17 protein-coding genes are annotated in these 19,556 nt (G+C 65.9%); 14 read left to right on the forward strand and 3 right to left on the reverse strand.

Annotation, left to right across the window (positions count from 1 at the left end):
- The first annotated feature begins 26 nt into the window (after nucleotides 1–26).
- The 6 genes from dapA (at nucleotide 27) to ACP3TD_RS08065 (ending at nucleotide 7,484) form a co-directional block, all read left to right on the forward strand.
- Nucleotides 27–935: a 4-hydroxy-tetrahydrodipicolinate synthase gene (dapA, locus tag ACP3TD_RS08040; protein WP_426766643.1), complete on the forward strand. Its 909-nt coding sequence runs from the start codon at nucleotides 27–29 to the stop codon at nucleotides 933–935.
- A 41-nt stretch (nucleotides 936–976) separates the two neighbouring features.
- Nucleotides 977–2,668, forward strand: a complete 1,692-nt coding sequence (locus tag ACP3TD_RS08045) for a ribonuclease J (RefSeq protein WP_377203722.1) — start codon at nucleotides 977–979, stop codon at nucleotides 2,666–2,668.
- A 153-nt stretch (nucleotides 2,669–2,821) separates the two neighbouring features.
- Nucleotides 2,822–5,713 (forward strand): DNA translocase FtsK, encoded by a 2,892-nt coding sequence (locus tag ACP3TD_RS08050; RefSeq protein WP_426766645.1) that lies wholly within the window; start codon nucleotides 2,822–2,824, stop codon nucleotides 5,711–5,713.
- Nucleotides 5,714–5,736: 23 nt separating this feature from the next.
- On the forward strand, nucleotides 5,737–6,381 hold the full coding sequence (gene pgsA / locus ACP3TD_RS08055; protein WP_426766647.1) for a CDP-diacylglycerol--glycerol-3-phosphate 3-phosphatidyltransferase: 645 nt from the start codon (nucleotides 5,737–5,739) through the stop codon (nucleotides 6,379–6,381).
- Nucleotides 6,378–6,938 (forward strand): CinA family protein, encoded by a 561-nt coding sequence (locus ACP3TD_RS08060; RefSeq protein WP_426766649.1) that lies wholly within the window; start codon nucleotides 6,378–6,380, stop codon nucleotides 6,936–6,938. The genes pgsA and ACP3TD_RS08060 overlap by 4 nt, the downstream gene beginning before the upstream one ends.
- Before the next feature lie 105 nt (nucleotides 6,939–7,043).
- The gene (locus ACP3TD_RS08065) at nucleotides 7,044–7,484 is read left to right on the forward strand and encodes a helix-turn-helix domain-containing protein (RefSeq protein ID WP_045730345.1); all 441 of its coding nucleotides are present in this window, start codon (nucleotides 7,044–7,046) and stop codon (nucleotides 7,482–7,484) included.
- 89 nt (nucleotides 7,485–7,573) lie between these two features.
- On the opposite strand, the gene ACP3TD_RS08070 is transcribed toward ACP3TD_RS08065, so the two are convergent.
- A complete protein-coding gene (locus ACP3TD_RS08070) occupies nucleotides 7,574–8,098 on the reverse strand; it encodes a MarR family winged helix-turn-helix transcriptional regulator (protein WP_426766651.1) in 525 nt (174 codons plus the stop codon).
- A gap of 39 nt (nucleotides 8,099–8,137) precedes the next feature.
- On the opposite strand from ACP3TD_RS08070, the gene ACP3TD_RS08075 reads away from it, so the two are divergent.
- The 6 genes from ACP3TD_RS08075 to dapF all read left to right on the forward strand — a co-directional run bounded on the left by ACP3TD_RS08075 (nucleotide 8,138) and on the right by dapF (nucleotide 13,847).
- The gene (locus tag ACP3TD_RS08075) at nucleotides 8,138–8,362 is read left to right on the forward strand and encodes a DUF3046 domain-containing protein (RefSeq protein WP_091719332.1); all 225 of its coding nucleotides are present in this window, start codon (nucleotides 8,138–8,140) and stop codon (nucleotides 8,360–8,362) included.
- A gap of 197 nt (nucleotides 8,363–8,559) precedes the next feature.
- Nucleotides 8,560–9,618 (forward strand): recombinase RecA, encoded by a 1,059-nt coding sequence (gene recA, locus ACP3TD_RS08080; RefSeq protein ID WP_056083303.1) that lies wholly within the window; start codon nucleotides 8,560–8,562, stop codon nucleotides 9,616–9,618.
- A gap of 150 nt (nucleotides 9,619–9,768) precedes the next feature.
- Nucleotides 9,769–10,251, forward strand: coding sequence for a regulatory protein RecX (locus ACP3TD_RS08085; RefSeq protein ID WP_426767169.1), 483 nt, complete (start codon nucleotides 9,769–9,771; stop codon nucleotides 10,249–10,251).
- Nucleotides 10,252–10,356: 105 nt separating this feature from the next.
- Nucleotides 10,357–11,910: a tRNA (N6-isopentenyl adenosine(37)-C2)-methylthiotransferase MiaB gene (gene miaB, locus ACP3TD_RS08090; protein ID WP_426766653.1), complete on the forward strand. Its 1,554-nt coding sequence runs from the start codon at nucleotides 10,357–10,359 to the stop codon at nucleotides 11,908–11,910.
- A 3-nt stretch (nucleotides 11,911–11,913) separates the two neighbouring features.
- Entirely contained in the window at nucleotides 11,914–12,813 is a 900-nt protein-coding gene (gene miaA, locus ACP3TD_RS08095; RefSeq protein ID WP_426766654.1) for a tRNA (adenosine(37)-N6)-dimethylallyltransferase MiaA, read from the forward strand.
- A gap of 89 nt (nucleotides 12,814–12,902) precedes the next feature.
- Entirely contained in the window at nucleotides 12,903–13,847 is a 945-nt protein-coding gene (gene dapF / locus ACP3TD_RS08100) for a diaminopimelate epimerase (protein WP_426766656.1), read from the forward strand.
- Here dapF and ACP3TD_RS08105 read toward each other — a convergent pair.
- Nucleotides 13,819–14,442, reverse strand: a complete 624-nt coding sequence (locus tag ACP3TD_RS08105; protein WP_426766658.1) for a class I SAM-dependent methyltransferase — start codon at nucleotides 14,440–14,442, stop codon at nucleotides 13,819–13,821. The two genes, dapF and ACP3TD_RS08105, sit on opposite strands and share 29 nt — an antisense overlap.
- Before the next feature lie 451 nt (nucleotides 14,443–14,893).
- Between ACP3TD_RS08105 and hflX the strand changes: the two genes are divergently transcribed.
- Together hflX and ACP3TD_RS08115 are read left to right on the forward strand one after the other, a co-directional pair.
- A complete protein-coding gene (gene hflX / locus ACP3TD_RS08110; protein ID WP_377203732.1) occupies nucleotides 14,894–16,465 on the forward strand; it encodes a GTPase HflX in 1,572 nt (523 codons plus the stop codon).
- Nucleotides 16,458–18,515, forward strand: coding sequence for an ATP-dependent DNA helicase (locus ACP3TD_RS08115; protein WP_426766660.1), 2,058 nt, complete (start codon nucleotides 16,458–16,460; stop codon nucleotides 18,513–18,515). Before hflX ends, ACP3TD_RS08115 begins: the two co-directional genes overlap by 8 nt.
- A gap of 99 nt (nucleotides 18,516–18,614) precedes the next feature.
- Here ACP3TD_RS08115 and lexA read toward each other — a convergent pair whose 3' ends face one another.
- Nucleotides 18,615–19,364: a transcriptional repressor LexA gene (gene lexA / locus ACP3TD_RS08120; protein WP_426766662.1), complete on the reverse strand. Its 750-nt coding sequence runs from the start codon at nucleotides 19,362–19,364 to the stop codon at nucleotides 18,615–18,617.
- Nucleotides 19,365–19,556 lie beyond the last annotated feature (192 nt).

Raw genomic sequence — 19,556 nt, forward strand, 5'->3', positions numbered from 1 at the left:
GCGGGGGACAGGGTAACGTTTTTCCCATGGCTGACTCTTCCGCGCACATCCCTGCCCTCGGTACGCTCCTGACCGCTATGGTCACGCCGTTCACCAAGGACGGCGCCGTGGATTACGACCAGGCAGCGGCCCTGGCCAGCAAGCTCGTGGACGACGGCTGCGACGGCCTGGTAGTCACCGGCACCACCGGCGAGACGTCCACCCTGACGGACGAAGAGAACCTCGGCATGTTCCGGGCGGTCAAGGACGCCGTGGGCGGCCGCGCCGCCATCATCGCCGGCACCGGAACCAACGACACCGCGCACTCGGTCCACCTTTCCCAGCAGGCTGCAGCCCTCGGCGTCGACGGCCTCCTGCTGGTGACGCCCTACTACAACAAGCCCAGCCAGGCAGGCGTCCAGGCCCACTTCGAAACCGTCGCCTCGGCAGTGGACGTCCCCGTCATGCTCTACGACATTCCCGGCCGGTCCTCCATCGCCATTGAACCCGACACCATGATCCGGCTGGCGCAGCACCCCAACATCGTTGCCGTCAAGGACGCCAAGGCGGACATGGTGGCCGCCGCCCGCGTCATGGCCGAGACGGACCTCCAGTTCTACTCCGGCGACGACGGACTGACCCTGCCCTGGATGGCACTGGGTGCCGTAGGCCTCGTGGGCGTCACCACCCATGTGGCCACCCGCCGGTTCCGTGAGCTCATTGACGCCGTCAACGCCAACGACCTCGGCACCGCCCGGAAGATCAACTTCGAACTCCTGCCCGTGGTGCGCGCCACCATGAGCAGGGTCCAGGGCGCCGTGGCCGCCAAGCAGATTCTTAAATGGCAGGGAGTCCTGCCCAACTCGATCGTCCGTTTGCCCCTCGTGGAGCCGGACGAAGCCGAGATCGAAACCATCCGCGGGGATTTGGCGGAAGCGGGGCTGGTCTACTCCTGAGGACGACGACCGGCACCCTTCCGCCTGGAAAGTAGTGCAATATGACCCAAACCGCCCTTACCGGCCTTGTCACACCTCCGCGCCTGCCGCAGGACACGCTCCGCATCGTCCCGCTCGGCGGGCTGGGGGAGATCGGCCGGAACATGACCGTGTTCGAAATCGGCGGCAAGCTGCTGATTGTCGACTGCGGCGTCCTCTTCCCGGAGGAAACACAGCCCGGCGTTGACCTGATCCTGCCTGATTTCTCGTACATCGAGGACCGGATGGCAGACATCGTGGCCGTTGTCCTGACGCACGGCCACGAGGACCACATCGGCGCTGTCCCGTACCTGCTGCGGCTCCGCAACGACATTCCCCTGGTGGGCTCACAGCTGACCCTCGCGCTAATCGAAGCAAAGCTGCAGGAACACCGCATCCGGCCCTACACGCTGACGGTCGAAGAGGGCCAGGTGGAGAAGTTCGGCCCGTTCGAATGCGAATTCGTAGCCGTGAACCACTCCATCCCGGATGCCCTGGCCGTGTTCCTGCGCACCGCCGGCGGAACCGTGCTGCACACGGGCGACTTCAAGATGGACCAGTTGCCCCTGGACGGACGCATCACGGACCTGCGGCACTTCGCCAAGCTCGGCGAAGAGGGCGTGGACCTGTTCATGTCCGACTCCACCAACGCTGACGTCCCCGGCTTCACCACCGCCGAAAAGGAGATCGGCCCCACGCTGGAACGCCTGTTCGGCCAGGCCACCAAGCGCATCATCGTGGCCTCCTTCTCCTCCCACGTCCACCGCGTGCAGCAGGTCCTGGACGCCGCAGCCAAGCACAACCGCAAGGTGGCGTTCGTTGGCCGCTCCATGGTCCGCAACATGGCCATCGCCGAAAAGCTGGGCTACCTCGACGTGCCGGCCGGGCTCATCGTAGACATCAAGAACATCGACAACCTTCCGGATAACCGCGTGGTCCTGATGTCCACCGGTTCCCAGGGTGAACCCATGGCAGCGCTCTCGCGCATGGCCAACGGCGACCACCGCGTGGTGGTGGGTGACGGCGATACCGTCATCCTGGCCTCAAGCCTTATCCCCGGCAACGAGAACGCCGTGTTCCGGATCATCAACGGCCTGCTCAAGCTGGGCGCCGACGTAATCCACAAGGGCAACGCCAAGGTCCACGTCTCCGGCCACGCCGCCGCCGGTGAACTGCTGTACTGCTACAACATCCTCGAGCCGCTCAACGCCATGCCCGTGCACGGCGAGACCCGCCACCTGCTGGCCAACGGCAAGATCGCCATCGAGTCCGGCGTCCCGGAGGCAAGCGTGATCCTCTCGGACAACGGAACCGTCATTGACCTGCACGATCACCGCGCGGACGTGGTGGGCCAAGTGGAAGTTGGCTTCGTCTACGTGGACGGCTCCAGCGTTGGCGAGATCACCGACGCCGACCTCAAGGACCGGCGCATCCTGGGTGACGAAGGCTTCATCTCGATCATCACCGTCATCCACCGCGCCACCGGCAAGGTGGTATCCGGACCTGAGATCCACGCCCGCGGCGTAGCCGAAGACGATTCCGTCTTCGACGACATCATCCCCAAGATCAACGCTGCGCTGGAGGAAGCGGTCCTGAACAACAAGGACCACACCAGCCACCAGCTCCAGCAGGTGGTCCGCCGGGTAGTGGGCACCTGGGTCAACCGCAAGCTGCGCCGCAAGCCCATGATCATCCCCGTGGTGCTCGAGGCCTGACCGCCGCAGCAGTTCCAACCCGCTAGCGTGGGGGCAAAGGGCCCGGTTCCACTGGAACCGGGCCCTTTGCCCATCTGGTGTCCAGCTAGATTGCGGGGGCCGGGCGGCCCGATATCCCCGGATTCAGGGCTTGGTTCCGGTAGCGTGAACAGCATGGCCACACGTACTACTTCCGCGCCCAAAGGTACCGGCAGGGGCGGTTCCGGCAGCAAAGCCGGCAGCTCCACAGGCCGCGGAACCGGCTCATCAGCAGGCAAGACCCCACGCGGCGGCTCGTCCAGCACCGCACGCACCCGCCAGCTCCCCGCCGTCGAACACCACCAGCCCTGGTTGGCGAGGGTGGTAGGCAACGCCTGGCTGGGGCTGGGGCACATGGTGGGCGGCGGAGTCCGGCGCATCGGCCATGACGTCAGCGACATCCCCGCCGAGGAACGCCGCGACGGCGCCGCACTGTTCAACCTCGCCCTGGGCGTCTTCATCGCCACGTTTGCCTGGTGGGGCCTGACCGGGTGGTTCCCGGACGCCGTCTACGCGGTAGTGAACGGCACCTTCGGCTGGATCTCCCTGCTGCTGCCCCTCATGCTCTTTGTGTGTGCCTTCCGGCTTTTCCGGGTGCCATCGGACGGCCGCGGCAACAACCGGGTAGGCATCGGGTTCCTGGTGATGACGTTCGCCGGCTCCGGCGTGGCGCATATCCTGGGCGGCCAGCCGACTGTCGCCGACGGCTTCGACGGCCTCCGCCAGGCAGGCGGCATGCTGGGCTTCCTCGTCGCAACCCCGCTGGCAGCCATCCACCCCGCCGTGCCGGCGGTCCTCTACGGAGTCCTCGCGTTCATCTCCCTGCTCATCATCACCGCCACGCCGTTCACGGCCATCCCGCGCCGCCTGCGCGGAGCCTACGAACACCTCATGGGCATCGACCTGATGGAACAGGAACAGGCCGGGGACGTCCACGACCGCAGCTACCTGGACCGGCCTGAGCCGGCCGCGCCCAAGAAGAAGAAGCGGCGCCTCTTCGGAAAGGACGAAGCACCCGACGCCGGCCTTGAGGGCTACGTGGGCGATGAAGCCTTTGAGCACGCGGTCATCGACGACGACGAGCCGCAGCCGCCGCGGCCTGCTCCCGGCGTCCGGCGGCCCACCCAGGCGGAGATCGCCGTCGAGAAGATCAAGGCGGCCCAGGGCCTGGGCGCCGGTTCGCAGGCGGCCCCGCCGGAGAACGCCACCGAGGCCATTCCGCTGGTCATACCCGGCGCCGCCGCTCCCGGGAAACCGGCCGCCGCGCCCACGGTGCCCGCCAACCCGGTGGCGCCAGCACCGCCGCCCGTGCCCATCCCGCAGCGGACTGAGCAGCTCTCCCTCGCCGGGGACGTGACCTACACGCTCCCTGCCTCGGACTTCCTCACCCCGGGCTCCATCCCGAAGGAGCGCACTGAGGCCAACGACGCCGTCGTTGCCGCCCTGACCGACACCCTGACGCAGTTCAACGTCGATGCCACCGTGACGGGCTTCAGCCGCGGCCCCACTGTGACGCGGTACGAGATTGAACTCTCGCCGGGCACGAAGGTGGAACGCGTTACGGCGCTGTCCAAGAACATCTCCTACGCCGTGGCCTCCAGCGACGTCCGCATCCTCAGTCCCATCCCGGGCAAATCGGCCATCGGCATCGAGATCCCCAACACTGACCGTGAAACCGTCTCCCTGGGTGACGTGCTGCGCAGCCAGAACGCCCGCAGGACGGACCACCCCATGGTCATGGGCGTGGGCAAGGACGTCGAGGGCGGCTACGTGGTGGCCAACCTCGCCAAGATGCCCCACCTCCTGGTGGCCGGTGCCACCGGCGCCGGTAAGTCGTCGTTCGTGAACTCGATGATCACCTCAATCCTGATGCGCTCCACCCCTGACGAGGTGCGCATGGTGATGGTTGACCCCAAGCGCGTGGAACTGACCGCCTACGAAGGAGTTCCGCACCTCATCACGCCCATCATCACCAACCCGAAGAAGGCCGCCGAGGCCCTGCAGTGGGTGGTCCGCGAGATGGACGCCCGCTACGACGACCTCGCCAACTACGGCTTCAAGCACATCGACGACTTCAACAAGGCCGTCCGTGCCGGCAAGGTCCAGCCGCCGCCCGACTCCAAACGGGTGATCCGTCCCTATCCGTACCTGCTGGTCATTGTGGACGAACTCGCCGACCTCATGATGGTGGCCCCGCGTGACGTCGAAGACTCGATCGTCCGCATCACCCAGCTGGCCCGTGCAGCCGGCATCCACCTGGTACTGGCCACCCAGCGGCCCTCCGTGGATGTGGTCACCGGCCTGATCAAAGCCAATGTGCCCTCGCGCATGGCCTTTGCCACGTCCTCCGTCACGGACTCCCGCGTTGTCCTGGACCAGCCCGGCGCCGAGAAGCTGATCGGCCAGGGCGACGCGCTCTTCCTGCCCATGGGCGCCTCGAAAGCCATGCGCGTCCAGGGCGCCTGGGTCACCGAATCCGAAATCCACAAGGTGGTGGAACACGTCAAGGGACAGCTGCAGGCCGTTTACCGCGATGACGTCGCCCCCGAAGCGGAAAAGAAGCAGATCGACGACGACATCGGGGACGACCTCGAGGTGCTGCTGCAGGCCACCGAGCTGGTGGTCACCACCCAGTTCGGCTCCACGTCCATGCTGCAGCGCAAGTTGCGGGTGGGCTTCGCCAAGGCCGGCCGCCTGATGGACCTCCTCGAGTCCAGGGGCGTGGTGGGACCGTCCGAGGGCTCAAAGGCCCGTGACGTCCTGGTCAAGCCGGACGACCTCGCGCCCGTCCTGGCAGCCATGAAGGGCCAGCAATCACCCGCGGCCCCGGATGCGCAGACTGCTGCCTTGAGCGATAACGCCAACGCCAACATCGCCCAGGGAGGATACGCCGAGGACCTGGTGGCGGCCGACCTGGACCAGCGGAAGCAAAACGTCGAATATTACGACGGCTCCGATTCCGCGCCAGGCGGCTACGGGGACGACGACGAGGGGTCCGAGGACGCCTGGTCACTGACCGGTCGATAGCCCGGGGACTGTAGCCTAGAAACGTGACTAGCACTGATGCAACCGCCGCCGGCAAGGGCCGTGCCGGGGTCTGGAACCTACCCAACGTCCTGACCATGATCCGCATCGCGCTGGTGCCTTTCTTCGTCTGGTTCCTGATCGCCGACGCCCCCGGGCTGCACAGCGAATCGGGGATCTGGCGCTGGGCCGCCGTGGTGGCCTTCGCCGTCGCGATCTACACGGATAAGCTCGACGGCGACATCGCCAGGAGCCGGAACCTCGTCACGGACTTCGGCAAGATCGCCGATCCCATTGCCGACAAGCTGCTCATCGGCTCCGCCCTGGTGATGCTGTCCGTGCTGGGCGAACTGCCCTGGTGGATGACGCTGGTGATCCTGGTCCGTGAATGGGGAATCACCGGTCTGCGGTTCTTCGTCATCCGCTACGGCGTGATCCCGGCCTCCCGGGGCGGCAAGCTCAAGACCGTGGTCCAGACCGCCGCGATTTTCCTCTATCTCCTGCCGCTGGGGGCAGTGGCGCCCTGGCTCACGTGGGTGGCGTTCGCGGTGATGCTCGCCGCGGTGCTGATCACGGTCTGGACCGGCGTCGAGTACGTCGTCGAGGCTCTGCGGCTCCGGGCCAAGGGTAAGCTGCAGGCACGCGCCAACCAGGGCCAGGAACAGCCATGACCAACCTCCACCATTTGGCCGGCGAGGCAGTCCGGCAGGCGCTGGAGGCCGGGCGGACGGTGGCCACTGCAGAGTCGCTGACCGCGGGGATGGTTTCAGCCGTCCTGGCCGATACCCCGGGAGCGTCTGGCATGCTTCAGGGCGGGGTGGTGGCCTACCGGAATTCGGTCAAGGAAGCCGTGTTGAAGGTCGCCGGCGATCTCCTGGCCAAGGTGGGATCCGTGGACGGCGGTGTGGCCAGTGCCATGGCCGCCGGTGCCAGGGCTGCCCTGGGCGCCGACATCGGCGTCAGCACCACCGGCGTGGCCGGCCCCGAGCCGCATGATGGCAAACCCGTTGGCACTGTCTATGTCGGCATTGCCACAGCCGGGGGAGCGGCAGCCTATGAGTACCACTTCGAGGGGACCCGTCCCGAAATCCGGGGACAGGCCTGCGGAGCTGCCCTGGAACGGCTCCTCGAGGCTCTTTCGCCTGATCAGGCCCGGCAAGAGCCGAGCCAGCGGCGCCCCTTGTTACCGGGAGTAAAGTTGCCGGGAACAAAAGCCGGTACCGATTAGTTATTACATTGTGTCGCTTCCGAAGAGCGGAGGCGCCTAGGATGAAATGACCACGACGGTTCGCTTGACGGCGGACCTGACTTATGAGGGAGCAAGGCGATACAGATGGTAAAGCAGCCCGTATCCGTAAACGGCGTTGTCCGCTGGAAGGATGTGGGCCTCGCCGATCAGGCTAAGAGCGAACAGAAGGAGCGCAAGATGGTTGTACTTCGTCACGAAATTGGTGATGTCCTGCGCGATGTCCGCCAGCGTCAGGGGCGCACGCTCCGTGAAGTCTCGCACAGCGCCCGGGTCTCCCTTGGTTACCTCAGCGAAGTTGAGCGCGGACAGAAGGAAGCATCGTCCGAGCTGCTGTCTTCGATTTGCTCGGCCCTGGACGTTCCGTTGTCCAGCATGCTCCGCGAGGTCAGCGACCGGGTGGCAGTCGCAGAAGGCGTTGCCGTACCGGACACCGTTCCGCAGGAATTCTCCCAGCGCTACGGCCGCGACCTGAATACCGAACTCAACGACGAACTGTCTACCGGCCTCCTCTCCGGCGCCCGCTAAGGGTTGCCCGCCCGGTAACGGGTTCTGGAGCACACGAAACCCCCGGCCGCCGGCCGGGGGTTTCGTCGTTTCGGTCCTGAACCGGTTCCTTAGGCACGAGAGTCTTCGGACTCGCTGTCCTGGAGAAAACCGTCGCGTTCATAGGTGGCATTGAGCTTCGCCATATAGCGCGCCAGTTCCTGGAGGTCGCCAAGCGGCCATTCGCCGAGCCGTTCCCGGAATACCTGCCGGCGGGCGTCCTGAACTTCGTGCATCTTCTCCTCGCCCTTCGGCGTCAGCCTGATGGACTGCGCCCGGCCGTCCAGGGGATCTGCTTCCTTCGACACCAGGCCTAGGCCTTCCAGGAAGGCGACCTGGCGGCTGACCGAAGGCTTGCCCACGCCGATGTTGATGGCCAGATCCGTGAGCCGGATGGTGCCCTCTTTCCGGATGACAGAAAGCAGCCCGTAGGCGGCCGGTTCCATATCCGGGTGGACCTCACGGGACAACTGGTTGGAGATTGCCCGGGCCCGCCGCCAGAACAGGCTGATCTGGTGTTCCACGTTCTGCAGCGCGGAGTCCACGGTGTCCTCGGTCGGAGTGCTGCCCGGCAGGGCGTCGGGGGAGTTGCTCATGGCAACAATTCTAGGTCCGGTGCGTGAGAGAATCTTCCGATGCGATTGAGCGATTACTGGCGGCTGATGGATGACGAGTTCGGTGCGGGCTATTCCCGCGTCCTGAGCAGCACGCTGGTCCTGTCCGGCGTTGGCGGCAGGACCGCAGACCAGGCCCTGGCCGCCGGCGTGGAGCCCCGCAGGGTGTGGCTCGCCCTGTGCGACGTCCAGGATGTGCCTGCGGAGCGGCGGCTCGGCAGGGACGTCAAACCGCGCCGCGACTAGCAGGCATGCCCGGTTTTTCGGCTGACACGCCGGGAAGCTGTTCGAATACCTGTTCGGATATGACTATGATTTTTACAGCGGGTTATCCACATAGCCGTTGTCATCCGGCCGGAATGTCAGTGGGTCCCCTTAGCGTCAGAGATGACCAATAAACGGCCGCGAAGGCCACCATCGAGAAAGCATTAGAGGTGTCAACCATGGCGGCAGCCCCGGATCGTGCAAAAGCGCTGGAAGCAGCACTGGCCCAGATTGACAAGCAGTTCGGCAAGGGCTCTGTCATGCGCCTGGGCGACGAAGTCCGTGCCCCTATCGAAGTCATTCCCACCGGCTCCATCGCCCTGGACGTCGCCCTGGGAATTGGCGGCCTTCCCCGCGGCCGTGTCATCGAAATCTACGGTCCGGAATCGTCCGGTAAGACCACCGTCGCCCTGCACGCCGTGGCCAGCGCCCAGCGTGCCGGCGGCATCGCTGCCTTCATCGACGCTGAGCACGCCCTGGACCCGGACTACGCAGCCAAGCTGGGCGTGGACACGGACGCCCTCCTCGTATCGCAGCCGGACACCGGCGAGCAGGCGTTGGAGATCATGGACATGCTGGTCGGCTCAGGCTCACTGGATATCGTGGTCATCGACTCCGTGGCAGCCCTGGTGCCCCGCGCCGAAATCGAAGGCGACATGGGTGACAGCCACGTCGGCCTGCAGGCCCGCCTGATGAGCCAGGCGCTGCGTAAGATCACCGGCCGTCTGAGCCAGACCAAAACCACCGCCATCTTCATTAACCAGCTGCGCGAAAAGATCGGTGTCTTCTTCGGTTCTCCCGAAACCACCACCGGTGGTAAGGCCTTGAAGTTCTACGCGTCGGTCCGCATCGACGTCCGCCGGATCCAGACCCTCAAAGAGGGTGCCGATTCCGTGGGCAACCGGACCAAGGCAAAGATCGTCAAGAACAAGATGGCTCCGCCCTTCAAGATTGCCGAGTTCGACATCATCTACGGCCAGGGCATCTCCCGCGAAGGAGGAATCATCGACATGGGCGTGGAGCACGGCATCATCAAGAAGTCCGGCTCCTGGTTCACCTATGACGGTGACCAGCTGGGCCAGGGCATGGAAAACTCCCGCCGGTTCCTGCGCGATAACCCCGAACTTGCGGCCGAACTGGAACGGCTGATCAAGGAAAAGCTGGGCGTCGGAGTCAAGCCCGCTGACGCGGAATCCAAAGAGGATTCCCCGAAGCTAAAGGCCGTCGACGGGTTCTAGCAGTTGACTGGCTTTGAAAAACGCCGGGGCGGGTCCGCAGGGGCCCGCCGCCGGCGAACCGGCGCCTTTTCGGCCGGCCCGCAGGAAACGGAACGCTCTGCCGATCCCGGGTCACCGGGATTCGGCGACCGCGAGCCTGACCCGGTTACCGTGGCGCAGACCATCGTCTACCGGCAGCTCACAGTGTCGGCCAAAAGCCGGCTCCAGCTGGCCAAAAAGCTCGCCGAACGGAATATCCCGGAGGACGTTGCCGAATCGGTTCTGGACAAATTCGAAGATGCCCGGCTGATCGATGACGCCGAGTTCGCCAACATGTGGGTCCGCAGCCGCTCGCAATCACGCAAGCTGGCGAAGGGTGCACTGCGACGGGAACTGGCAGAGAAGGGCATCGACGAGGAATCCGCGGCTGCGGCACTGGAACAGCTCTCTGACCAGGATGAGGAGGAAGCCGCCCGGGCCCTCGTCGAACGCAAGCTTCGCCCCGGCACGGACCTGGAAGACCGTGCAGAGCGGGACAAGACCACACGGCGGCTGGCGTCGATGCTGGCCCGCAAGGGCTACCAGCCGTCCCAGGCTTTCCGCATCGTGGGTGAGGTCCTTGACTCCCGGTCCGGCCAGCCCGGCGAAGACTGACGGGCAGCACCACAAACCAACTACTCAGGCCCGGATACCGGGCCCCCGGATGGCCCGGGACTCCTGGAGCCAGCCCCCACCTTGCACAGCCGGTACCCTTAACAGGTGAGTTTGACCATTCCTTCCCCCTTTTCCGGCGCCCCCACCGAAGAACCGGTGCCAGGCCTGCCACGCGAAGCCACGCCACGTACCTACCAAGTGCGGACCTTCGGCTGCCAGATGAACGTCCACGACTCTGAGCGGATGGCCGGGATGCTTGAGGACGCCGGTTATGTCCCCGCGGACGGTGACCGGGCCGACGTCGTTGTGTTCAACACGTGCGCCGTGCGTGAAAATGCGGACAACAAACTCTACGGAAACCTTGGAATCCTGGCGCCCGTCAAGGCCGCGAACCCGGGGATGCAGATCGCAGTGGGCGGCTGCCTGGCGCAGAAGGACCGCGAAACCATCCTGAAGAAGGCCCCGTGGGTGGATGCCGTATTTGGTACCCACAACGTCGGTGCACTCCCTGCGCTGCTGGAACGGGCCCGGCACAACAACGAAGCCCAGCTGGAAATCCTGGAATCCCTGGATGTGTTCCCCTCCACACTCCCCACCAAGCGTGACTCCGTCTACGCCGGCTGGGTCTCCATCTCCGTCGGCTGCAACAACACCTGCACGTTCTGCATCGTGCCGGCGTTGCGTGGCAAGGAAAAGGACCGCAGGCCCGGGGACATCCTCGCTGAAATCCAAGCACTCGTGGACGGCGGCGCCATTGAAGTTACCCTCCTGGGCCAGAACGTGAACTCGTACGGCGTGGAATTCGGGGACCGCCAGGCGTTCTCCAAGCTCTTGAGGGCCTGTGGCGACATCGAGGGCCTGGAGCGTGTCCGCTTCACCAGCCCGCATCCCGCAGCCTTCACGGACGACGTCATCGACGCCATGGCGGAAACTCCCAACGTCATGCCGCAGCTGCACATGCCGCTGCAGTCCGGATCCGACAGCATCCTGAAAGCCATGAAGCGGTCCTACCGGTCCACGAAGTTCCTGGGCATCCTGGACAAGGTCAGGGAAAAGATCCCGCACGCAGCCATCTCCACCGACATCATCGTCGGGTTCCCCGGCGAAACCGAAGAGGACTTCCAGGCCACGCTGGACGTCGTGGAAAAGTCCCGTTTCGCCACCGCCTTCACCTTCCAGTACTCCAAGCGTCCCGGCACCCCGGCCGCGGACCTGCCGGACCAGCTGCCCAAGGCAGTGGTCCAGGAACGCTTCGAGCGTCTGACGGCCCTGCAGGACAGGGTCGCCGCGGAAGAGAACACAAAGCAGCTGGGGCGCCGCGTGGAGGTCATGGTCACCGCGCAGTCCGGGCGGAAGGCAGAAGAAACCCACCGCCTGTCCGGACGTTCACGGGACCAGCGGCTGGTTCATTTCTCGGTCCCTGAGGGGGCGCCCGCCCCAAGGCCCGGCGATCTTGTCACCGTCACCATTACGGAGGCCGGCGCCTTCCACCTCATTGCGGATCCCGCGCCGGGGGAGTACAGCCTTCGCCGTTCCCGCGCGGGTGACGCCTGGGACAGGTCCCAGGCTGATTCCTGCGGTGTCCCCGCACCGGGCACCGGCGACGGGCGCAAGGGCGTTTCGCTCGGTATGCCCTCGCTGCCCGTGCGCACTTCCTGATCCGTGGGCATCCCGCCCGTCATCGCCGTCGTCGGTCCCACCGGGTCCGGAAAATCGAATCTTGCCGTCAACCTGGCACTTGAGCTGGACGGTGAGGTCATTAATGCCGATGCCATGCAGTTCTACCGCGGCATGGACATCGGAACCGCCAAGATCACCCCGGCCGAGCGCCGTGGCATACCGCACCATCTCCTGGACATCCTCGATGTCACGCAGGAGGCCAGCGTCTCGGACTTCCAGCAGCGGGCACGGCAGCTGATCGGGGACATCCAGGCCCGCGGGAAACGGGCCATTCTGGTGGGCGGCTCAGGCCTTTACGTCCGCGCCGCCCTCGACGTCCTCGAATTTCCGGGGACCGACCCGGAGCTGCGCCGTACCCTGGAAGCAGACCTGGCCGCGCACGGCACGGCAGCCCTGCGGGCCCGCCTCCAGGACGTGGACCCGGCCTCGGCCGAACGTTTGAACGATGACCGGCGCATCGTCCGCGCACTGGAAGTCCATCAGCTCACCGGCCGGCCCTTCAGTTCCTTCATGCCCCGGCGGGAGTACTTCCAGCCTGCCGTCCAGATCGGTTTATCCGTTGACCGCGCGGCATTGCATGAACGGCTGGCCGCCCGGGTGCATGCCATGGTGGACACCGGGTTGCTGGCTGAAGTCAGCCGGCTTGATGGACTGGGACTTCGCACGGGGAAGACCGCATGCCGTGCCTTGGGCTACTCGCAGTTCCTGCAGGTCCTCGACGGCTCCGCCACGGTGGCCGAGGCTGTTGAAAGCACCATCGTCGCCACCCGGCAGTTCGCCCGCCGCCAGCTGACCTGGTTCCGAGCCGACCCCCGGATCACGTGGATCGACTGGCAGGACCCGGATTTACTGGCTCAGGCCGCAGGCCTTTGCGGCCGGTAGCCTGACCCCTGCCGGTAGCCTGACCCCAACCGGTAGCCCGGACGCGCCCGGTTTCCGGGGCCGTTGGGCCTGCCGGTAGGCTTGACGGCATGGATGCAACCCTGACAGAGACCACCGGAACCGCCTTTCAAACGCTGGCAGGGCTGCGCTTCTCCAAGGGGCACGGAACCGGTAACGACTTCGTCCTGGTGTCCGATCCGGAGGGTGCACACACCATCGACGCCAGCCACGTGGCCGCCCTGTGCAACCGGCACCTTGGCATCGGCGGGGATGGCCTGATCCGGGCCGTGCCGTCACGCTTCCTTCCCGAGGGCCGCGAGATCCTCGCCGCCAACCCCGACGCCGAGTGGTTCATGGACTACCGGAACGGCGACGGCTCGCTGTCCGAAATGTGCGGCAACGGCGTCCGGGTCTTTGTCCACTTCCTCCGTGCTGAAGGGCTGATCGATCTCCCGGTGGGGGGCGCCCTTGCCATTGGCACCCGCGGCGGCCTGAAGACAGTGGTGCGCACCGCCGACGGCTATGCAGTGGACATGGGCCCGTGGGAGTTCATTTTCCCCGGTGAGGCCACGGCCAAAGCCATGGACTCGCTGGTGACCGCCGAAGGCCTGGAGGTCCCGCGCCCGGCCCTCTCGGTCAGCATGGGCAACCCGCATACCGTGGTTGCCCTCGCCGAACTGGCCGAGCTTGAATCAACCCGCCTCTACACCGCCCCTGCCGTGGAACCGGTCCCGGCCAACGGAACCAACGTGGAATTCGTGGTGCCGTCCGAGCCGCTGGTCCTCGATGGCATCGGCTCCGTCACCATGCGGGTCCACGAACGCGGGGTGGGGGAGACGCAGTCCTGCGGCACGGGAGCCTGCGCCGCCGCCGTCGCAATCCGCCACTGGGCCGGGGCCGGAGCCCCGGACGCCTGGCGCGTGAACGTTCCGGGCGGAGTGGTGGGCGTTAAGTTCTTCGCAGGCCCCGGCGGCCACGAGCATGTGGAGCTCAGCGGCCCGGCCGTTATTGTGGCGTCTGGGACGCTTTCCTGACTTTCAGTACGCGGAACGATTTCGACGTTGACTCCCGCGTCACCGTGAAGGATGCGTCGAGTTCTGCCGCCAGCCAGCGCTGCAGCGAATCCGAACCCAGGTTCTTCTGGACCACCAGGTAGGCAGTCCCTCCCGGAGCCAGCCGCGGCAGCCACAGTTTCAGCAGGGAGTGCAGCTCATCCTTGCCGATCCGGATGGGCGGGTTCGACCAGATGGTGTCGAACCGCACCCCGGGATCCACGGCCTCCGGCGTGCTCGCTGCAACATTGGACAGGCCCAGCGCCGCGGCGTTCCCGTTGGTCAGGGCAATGCAGCGTTCGTTCACATCCACGGCGTAGACCTGCGCATGGGGTGCCTTCAGGGCCATCGTCAGGGCGATGGGACCCCAGCCGCAGCCGATATCCAGGAGGTTGCCGGTAGCAGCAGGTGCGGGAACCTCCGCCAGCAGCACGGCGGTTCCCTTATCGATTCCGTCCGGGCTGAAGATGCCGTTCGAGGTCTGCAGCGTCCGCGTTTCTCCGGCGAGTTCCACCGTCAGCGGTTTCCGGGTGAAGGGGCCGGCGGGCGATGCGCTGAAATAGTGTGCGGACTCCATAACTGGCCAGAGTAGTTCCCCCCGCAGCGTAATGGGAAACCGCGCCATGGCGCCTCTGCTACTCTTGACAGCATGTTCTTGATCTTCGAGTAGCCGGCATGGGCACTTGCCCGTCCCGCTACCTTGTCCGCGGTGTCCACTCCCGCCAGCGAATCTGCCCACAGCGACGCAGGCTTTCCGCCTCCGCTTGTGCACCGGACCAAACTCCACCGTTTGCTCCGGACGCCGGACAACACTCGAAGCTTGATCCGCTCTTTGCTTCCTGCCGTGATGCCGGTCCCAAACCGTTCCGCCGCTTTTCCCTCGCGGCGCCCACGCTGCCGTGGCATTGTTGCCCGGCTGCCAGTACAGGAGACTCTGCATGACCGCAGCCCCTCAGCCCAGCGCGAATACTTCACCAGATTCCACCGAACGGCACTATTCTGGAAATGCCGAAACTTCAAAGGAGACCATGACCAGCCAGCCCAACACCGGATCCGATCCAGCGTCCCAGGATATGAGTCCTGCGGAGATCCAAGCTGTTATCGACAGGATCCTCGCCAAGGACGTACCGGCCAGCTCCAGGACGTCCGGCGGTGCCGGCGACGCGAAGGCGGTCCTCGGCAAGGCCCAGGCCATCTCCCACCTGGACGACGAGCACTCTGAATACGACGGCGACCAGCAGGACCTCGAAGAGCGGCGCGCCCTGCGCCGCACGGCGGGCCTTTCCACCGAGCTCGAAGACGTTACCGAGGTCGAATACCGCCAGCTGCGGCTGGAGCGCGTGGTCCTTGCCGGACTGTGGTCCGAAGGCACCCTGGCCGACGCCGAGAACTCCCTGCGGGAACTCGCAGCCCTGGCAGAGACCGCCGGCTCGGAAGTGCTGGACGGCCTCGTGCAGCGCCGTGCCAAGCCGGACCCCGGCACGTTCCTGGGCTCGGGCAAGGCGCAGGAGCTCAAGGACATTGTCATGTCCACGGGAGCCGACACGGTGGTGGTCGATGCCGAGCTGGCACCGTCCCAGCGGCGTGGGCTGGAAGACATCGTCAAGGTCAAGGTAATCGACCGCACCGGGCTCATCCTGGACATTTTCGCGCAGCATGCCAAGAGCCGTGAAGGCAAGGCCCAGGTTGAGCTGGCGCAGCTCGAGTACCTGCTTCCGCGCCTGCGCGGCTGGGGCGACTCGATGTCCCGCCAGGCAGGTGGCCAGGTGGGCGGTGCCGCCGCCGGCATGGGCTCGCGCGGTCCCGGTGAGACGAAGATCGAACTGGACCGCCGCCGGATCCGTACGCGGATGGCCAAGTTGCGGCGCGAAATCGCTGCGATGAAGCCTGCCCGGGAAACCAAGCGCGCCAACCGTCGTCGTAATGAAGTGCCGTCCGTAGCAATTGCGGGCTACACGAACGCTGGAAAGTCGTCCCTGCTCAACAGGTTGACCGATGCCGGGGTGCTGGTGGAGAACGCCCTGTTCGCCACGCTGGACCCCACCATCCGGAAAGCCGAGACATCTGACGGCCTGGGTTACACGCTGGCCGACACCGTGGGCTTCGTCCGGTCCCTCCCCACCCAGCTGGTGGAGGCCTTCCGATCCACGTTGGAGGAAGTGGCCGATTCCGACCTCATCCTGCATGTGGTGGATGCGTCCCACCCGGATCCTGAAGGCCAGATCGCCGCTGTGCGGAAGGTCTTCGGCGAGGTTGACGCCCGCAAGATCCCGGAGATCATCGTCCTGAACAAGGCCGACGCCGCCGATCCCTTCGTGGTGGAACGGCTAAAGCAGCGTGAACCGCGCCATGTGGTGGTTTCGGCGCGCACGGGCGAGGGAATCGCAGAACTGCTAAAGACCATCAGCGATTCGATTCCGCGTCCCGGGGTCCAACTGGAGCTCCTTATCCCGTACAACCGGGGCGACCTGATCAGCAAGCTGCACGACTCCGACGCGGAGATCATCAGCATGGACCATGTCGAGGCCGGAACCCGGGCGGTGGTGAAGGTCCGCGAGGGCCTGGCCGCCGAACTGGAATCCTTTGCCGTTAATGCCTGAGGCTGTGGCAACTGAATCCAAGGAAACGGCCGGCGGGCAGCTCGTCATCGAGCTGCTCGACCGGGCCGTTTCCGCCATGGGCGGCCAAAGCCGCTCCGGGCAGCATGAGATGGCGCGGCAGGTGGCACAGGCCATCGAAACCGGAAACCACCTGCTGGTGCAGGCCGGGACCGGTACCGGAAAGTCGCTGGCATACCTGATCCCGCTGATCGCCCATGCTCTTGAAAGCAACAAGCCGGCGCTGGTGTCCACGGCCACCCTTGCCCTGCAGACGCAGATTGTGGGCAGGGACCTGCCACGGCTCCTCAAAGCCATCACCCCGGCCCTCGACCGGCCCGTCAAGGTGGCGCTGGTCAAGGGCCGGTCCAATTACGTGTGCCGGCACAAGCTGGAAGGCGGGTTTCCCTCAGAGGAACCCTCCGAGGGGCAGCTCTTCTCCCTCGGAGAGGACACCAGCGTGCCGCACTTCGCCGCAGCTGCCGGCGGGCCGCAGTCCCAGCTCGGAAAGGAAGTGGTCCGGCTCCGGGAATGGGCGGAAAAGACTTCCACAGGAGACCGGGATGAACTCCTGCCCGGCGTGACAGACCGCGCCTGGAAGCAGGTTTCGGTGACGTCCATGGAGTGCCTGGGCTCCCAGAAATGCCCCCTGGCCGAGGAATGCTTCAGCGAGCTGGCCCGCCAGGACGCTGCCGAGGCCGACGTCGTGGTGACCAACCATGCCATGCTCGCAGTCAGCGCGTTCGAGGGACTCGCGGTGCTGCCGGAGTACGACGTTGTGGTGGTGGATGAGGCCCACGAGCTGCAGGACCGGGTTACCGGTGCAGTGTCCGGCCAGCTCTCCGTCGCCATGGTCCACGCCGCTGCCTCAGGCGCCCGCAAACACACGGCGATCACCGTGGACGCGCTCAACGCCGCCGCGGCGAACCTGGAGCTGGCCCTTGCCGGCGTCCCAAGCGGGCTGCTCCCCAACGGACTGAACGACGAACAGCTCGACTGCGTGGACCAGCTGCGCGAGGCCTGCAGGGCGGCGCTGTCCGACTCCAAAGGAGACAGCAGCAACACGGCCGACGGCGGCAGACAACTTGCGCGTTCACGCCTGATGCTCATCCTCGAACTGTCCGAACGGCTTTTGGCGGCAAAGGAGAACCGCGAGGTCGTGTGGATCTCGCGCGCCGGAACCTTCGACCCCGGCCAGGGCTATACCCAACCTGACGACAGTGCTCCTGCGCTGGTCAATATCGCGCCGTTGTCCGTGGCCGGGAGGCTCCGTGAAGGGCTCTTCGCCGGGCATACAGTGGTCCTGACGTCCGCAACCCTGGCCATCGGTTCTGCCTTCGAGCCCGCCGCCGGGGGATTGGGCCTGGTGGGCGAAGGGGCGCCCGCCTGGACCGGGATCGACGTCGGCTCGCCGTTCGACTATCCCAAGCAGGGAATCCTGTACGTGGCCGGGCACCTGCCCAAGCCGGGCCGTGGTGCGTCACCCGAATCGCTTGCAGAGCTGGAGGCACTCATCCGCGCCTCGAACGGCGGGGCGCTGTGCCTGTTCTCCTCACGGAGGGCAGCCGAAGAGGCGGCCGAAGCCCTCCGGCCCAAGCTGGGCATGACGGTCCTGTGCCAGGGCGACTCCACCATGACGGCCCTCGTCAAGCAGTTCGCCGACGAACCGGATACGTGCCTGTTCGGCACCATGTCGCTCTGGCAGGGCGTTGACGTCCCAGGAATTTCCTGCCGCCTGGTGGTCATCGACCGGATCCCCTTCCCGCGCCCGGACGACCCCCTCATGACCGCCCGCTCCCGGGCCGTGGCACAGGCAGGCGGCAACGGCTTCATGTCCGTCTCGGCCACGCATGCCGCCATCCGGCTGGCCCAGGGCGCCGGCAGGCTGATCCGCTCCACCGGCGACAAAGGTGTGGTGGCGGTCCTCGATTCCCGCCTGGCCACGGAACGCTACGCAGGGTTCCTGCGCGGAGCCCTGCCGCCCTTCTGGGCCACGACGGACCGCACGACGGCGATCGCGGCCTTGGAGAGGCTGGCCGGGGAAACGCCGTAGGCACCACCCGACAATGCCAACAAGGAAGGCGCCGTTCCCCGGAACGGCGCCTTCCTTAGTGGCTGGACTGCTGTGGCCCGTTGTTGACATGTGGCCCCGCTACAGCGAGCGGAGGACCGAAACCACCTTGCCCATGATGGTGGCATGGTCGCCAAGGATCGGTTCGTACTGCGTGTTCTGGGGCAGCAGCCACGTGTGGCCGTCCCGCTGGCGGAATGTCTTGACCGTGGCTTCGTCGTCCAGGAGCGCTGCGACAATGTCGCCGTTCGCGGCATCGGCCTGGCGCCGGACCACCACCCAGTCGCCGTCGCAGATGGCGGCGTCCACCATGGAATCACCGGCCACCTTCAGCATGAACAGTTCGCCCTGGCCCACCAGCTGGCGGGGGAGCGGCATAACGTCTTCCACCACCTGGTCCGCGAGGATGGGGCCGCCGGCGGCAATGCGGCCGACGAGGGGCACCATGGCCGTGTCCAGCGCGGTGGGCAACTCCGTGACCGACGCCGTGATGCCCGTGGAGGCCGCAGCCGAGGGTTCCGCTGCCTGCCTGGCCACCTTGCCGGCGGTCCCGCCGTCGAGGGTCAGCGGCATCAGGACTTCCATGGCCCGCGGCCGCTTCGGATCACGCCGCAGGTAGCCCAGCTTTTCCAGCTGCGAGAGCTGGTGGGTGACGCTCGAGAGGCTGGCCAGCCCAACGGTGTCCCCAATCTCGCGCATGGACGGCGGGTAGCCGTTGACATTGACCGAACGCTGGATGGTCTCGAGGATTTTCTTCTGCCGCGGCGTCAAGCCCTTGGCTGTCCTTTTCGGCTGCGAGGTCGACCTGCCCCCGGTGGCTGCTGCTGCCATGTTCGCCGTTGCCTTTCGGTTGCCACCGGGCTTTCAACTGCACCGGACTAAGTGTTCCCGCCGTCAATGTCAGACCCTGCTGATCAACTTCAGGAGTGGATGTTCCTGCCTCCAAACGTAGGTCAGCCACATGGCTTTTTCAAACATTTGTTCTAGCGAGTCTCGACATTGTTCGTCCATAGGTGCTAAAAC

This window comes from Pseudarthrobacter sp. 1G09, assembly GCF_050038305.1.
Classification (GTDB): Bacteria; Actinomycetota; Actinomycetes; order Actinomycetales; family Micrococcaceae; genus Arthrobacter; species Arthrobacter equi.

Coding starts and splice junctions, on each gene's coding strand:
- dapA (WP_426766643.1), top strand. CDS start 27: ATGGCTGACTCTTCCGCGCACATCCCTGCCCTCGGTACGCTCCTGACC.
- ACP3TD_RS08045 (WP_377203722.1), top strand. CDS start 977: ATGACCCAAACCGCCCTTACCGGCCTTGTCACACCTCCGCGCCTGCCG.
- ACP3TD_RS08050 (WP_426766645.1), top strand. CDS start 2,822: ATGGCCACACGTACTACTTCCGCGCCCAAAGGTACCGGCAGGGGCGGT.
- ACP3TD_RS08060 (WP_426766649.1), top strand. CDS start 6,378: ATGACCAACCTCCACCATTTGGCCGGCGAGGCAGTCCGGCAGGCGCTG.
- ACP3TD_RS08065 (WP_045730345.1), top strand. CDS start 7,044: ATGGTAAAGCAGCCCGTATCCGTAAACGGCGTTGTCCGCTGGAAGGAT.
- ACP3TD_RS08070 (WP_426766651.1), bottom strand. CDS start 8,098: ATGAGCAACTCCCCCGACGCCCTGCCGGGCAGCACTCCGACCGAGGAC.
- ACP3TD_RS08075 (WP_091719332.1), top strand. CDS start 8,138: ATGCGATTGAGCGATTACTGGCGGCTGATGGATGACGAGTTCGGTGCG.
- recA (WP_056083303.1), top strand. CDS start 8,560: ATGGCGGCAGCCCCGGATCGTGCAAAAGCGCTGGAAGCAGCACTGGCC.
- dapF (WP_426766656.1), top strand. CDS start 12,903: ATGGATGCAACCCTGACAGAGACCACCGGAACCGCCTTTCAAACGCTG.
- ACP3TD_RS08105 (WP_426766658.1), bottom strand. CDS start 14,442: ATGGAGTCCGCACACTATTTCAGCGCATCGCCCGCCGGCCCCTTCACC.
- hflX (WP_377203732.1), top strand. CDS start 14,894: ATGACCAGCCAGCCCAACACCGGATCCGATCCAGCGTCCCAGGATATG.
- ACP3TD_RS08115 (WP_426766660.1), top strand. CDS start 16,458: ATGCCTGAGGCTGTGGCAACTGAATCCAAGGAAACGGCCGGCGGGCAG.
- lexA (WP_426766662.1), bottom strand. CDS start 19,364: ATGGCAGCAGCAGCCACCGGGGGCAGGTCGACCTCGCAGCCGAAAAGG.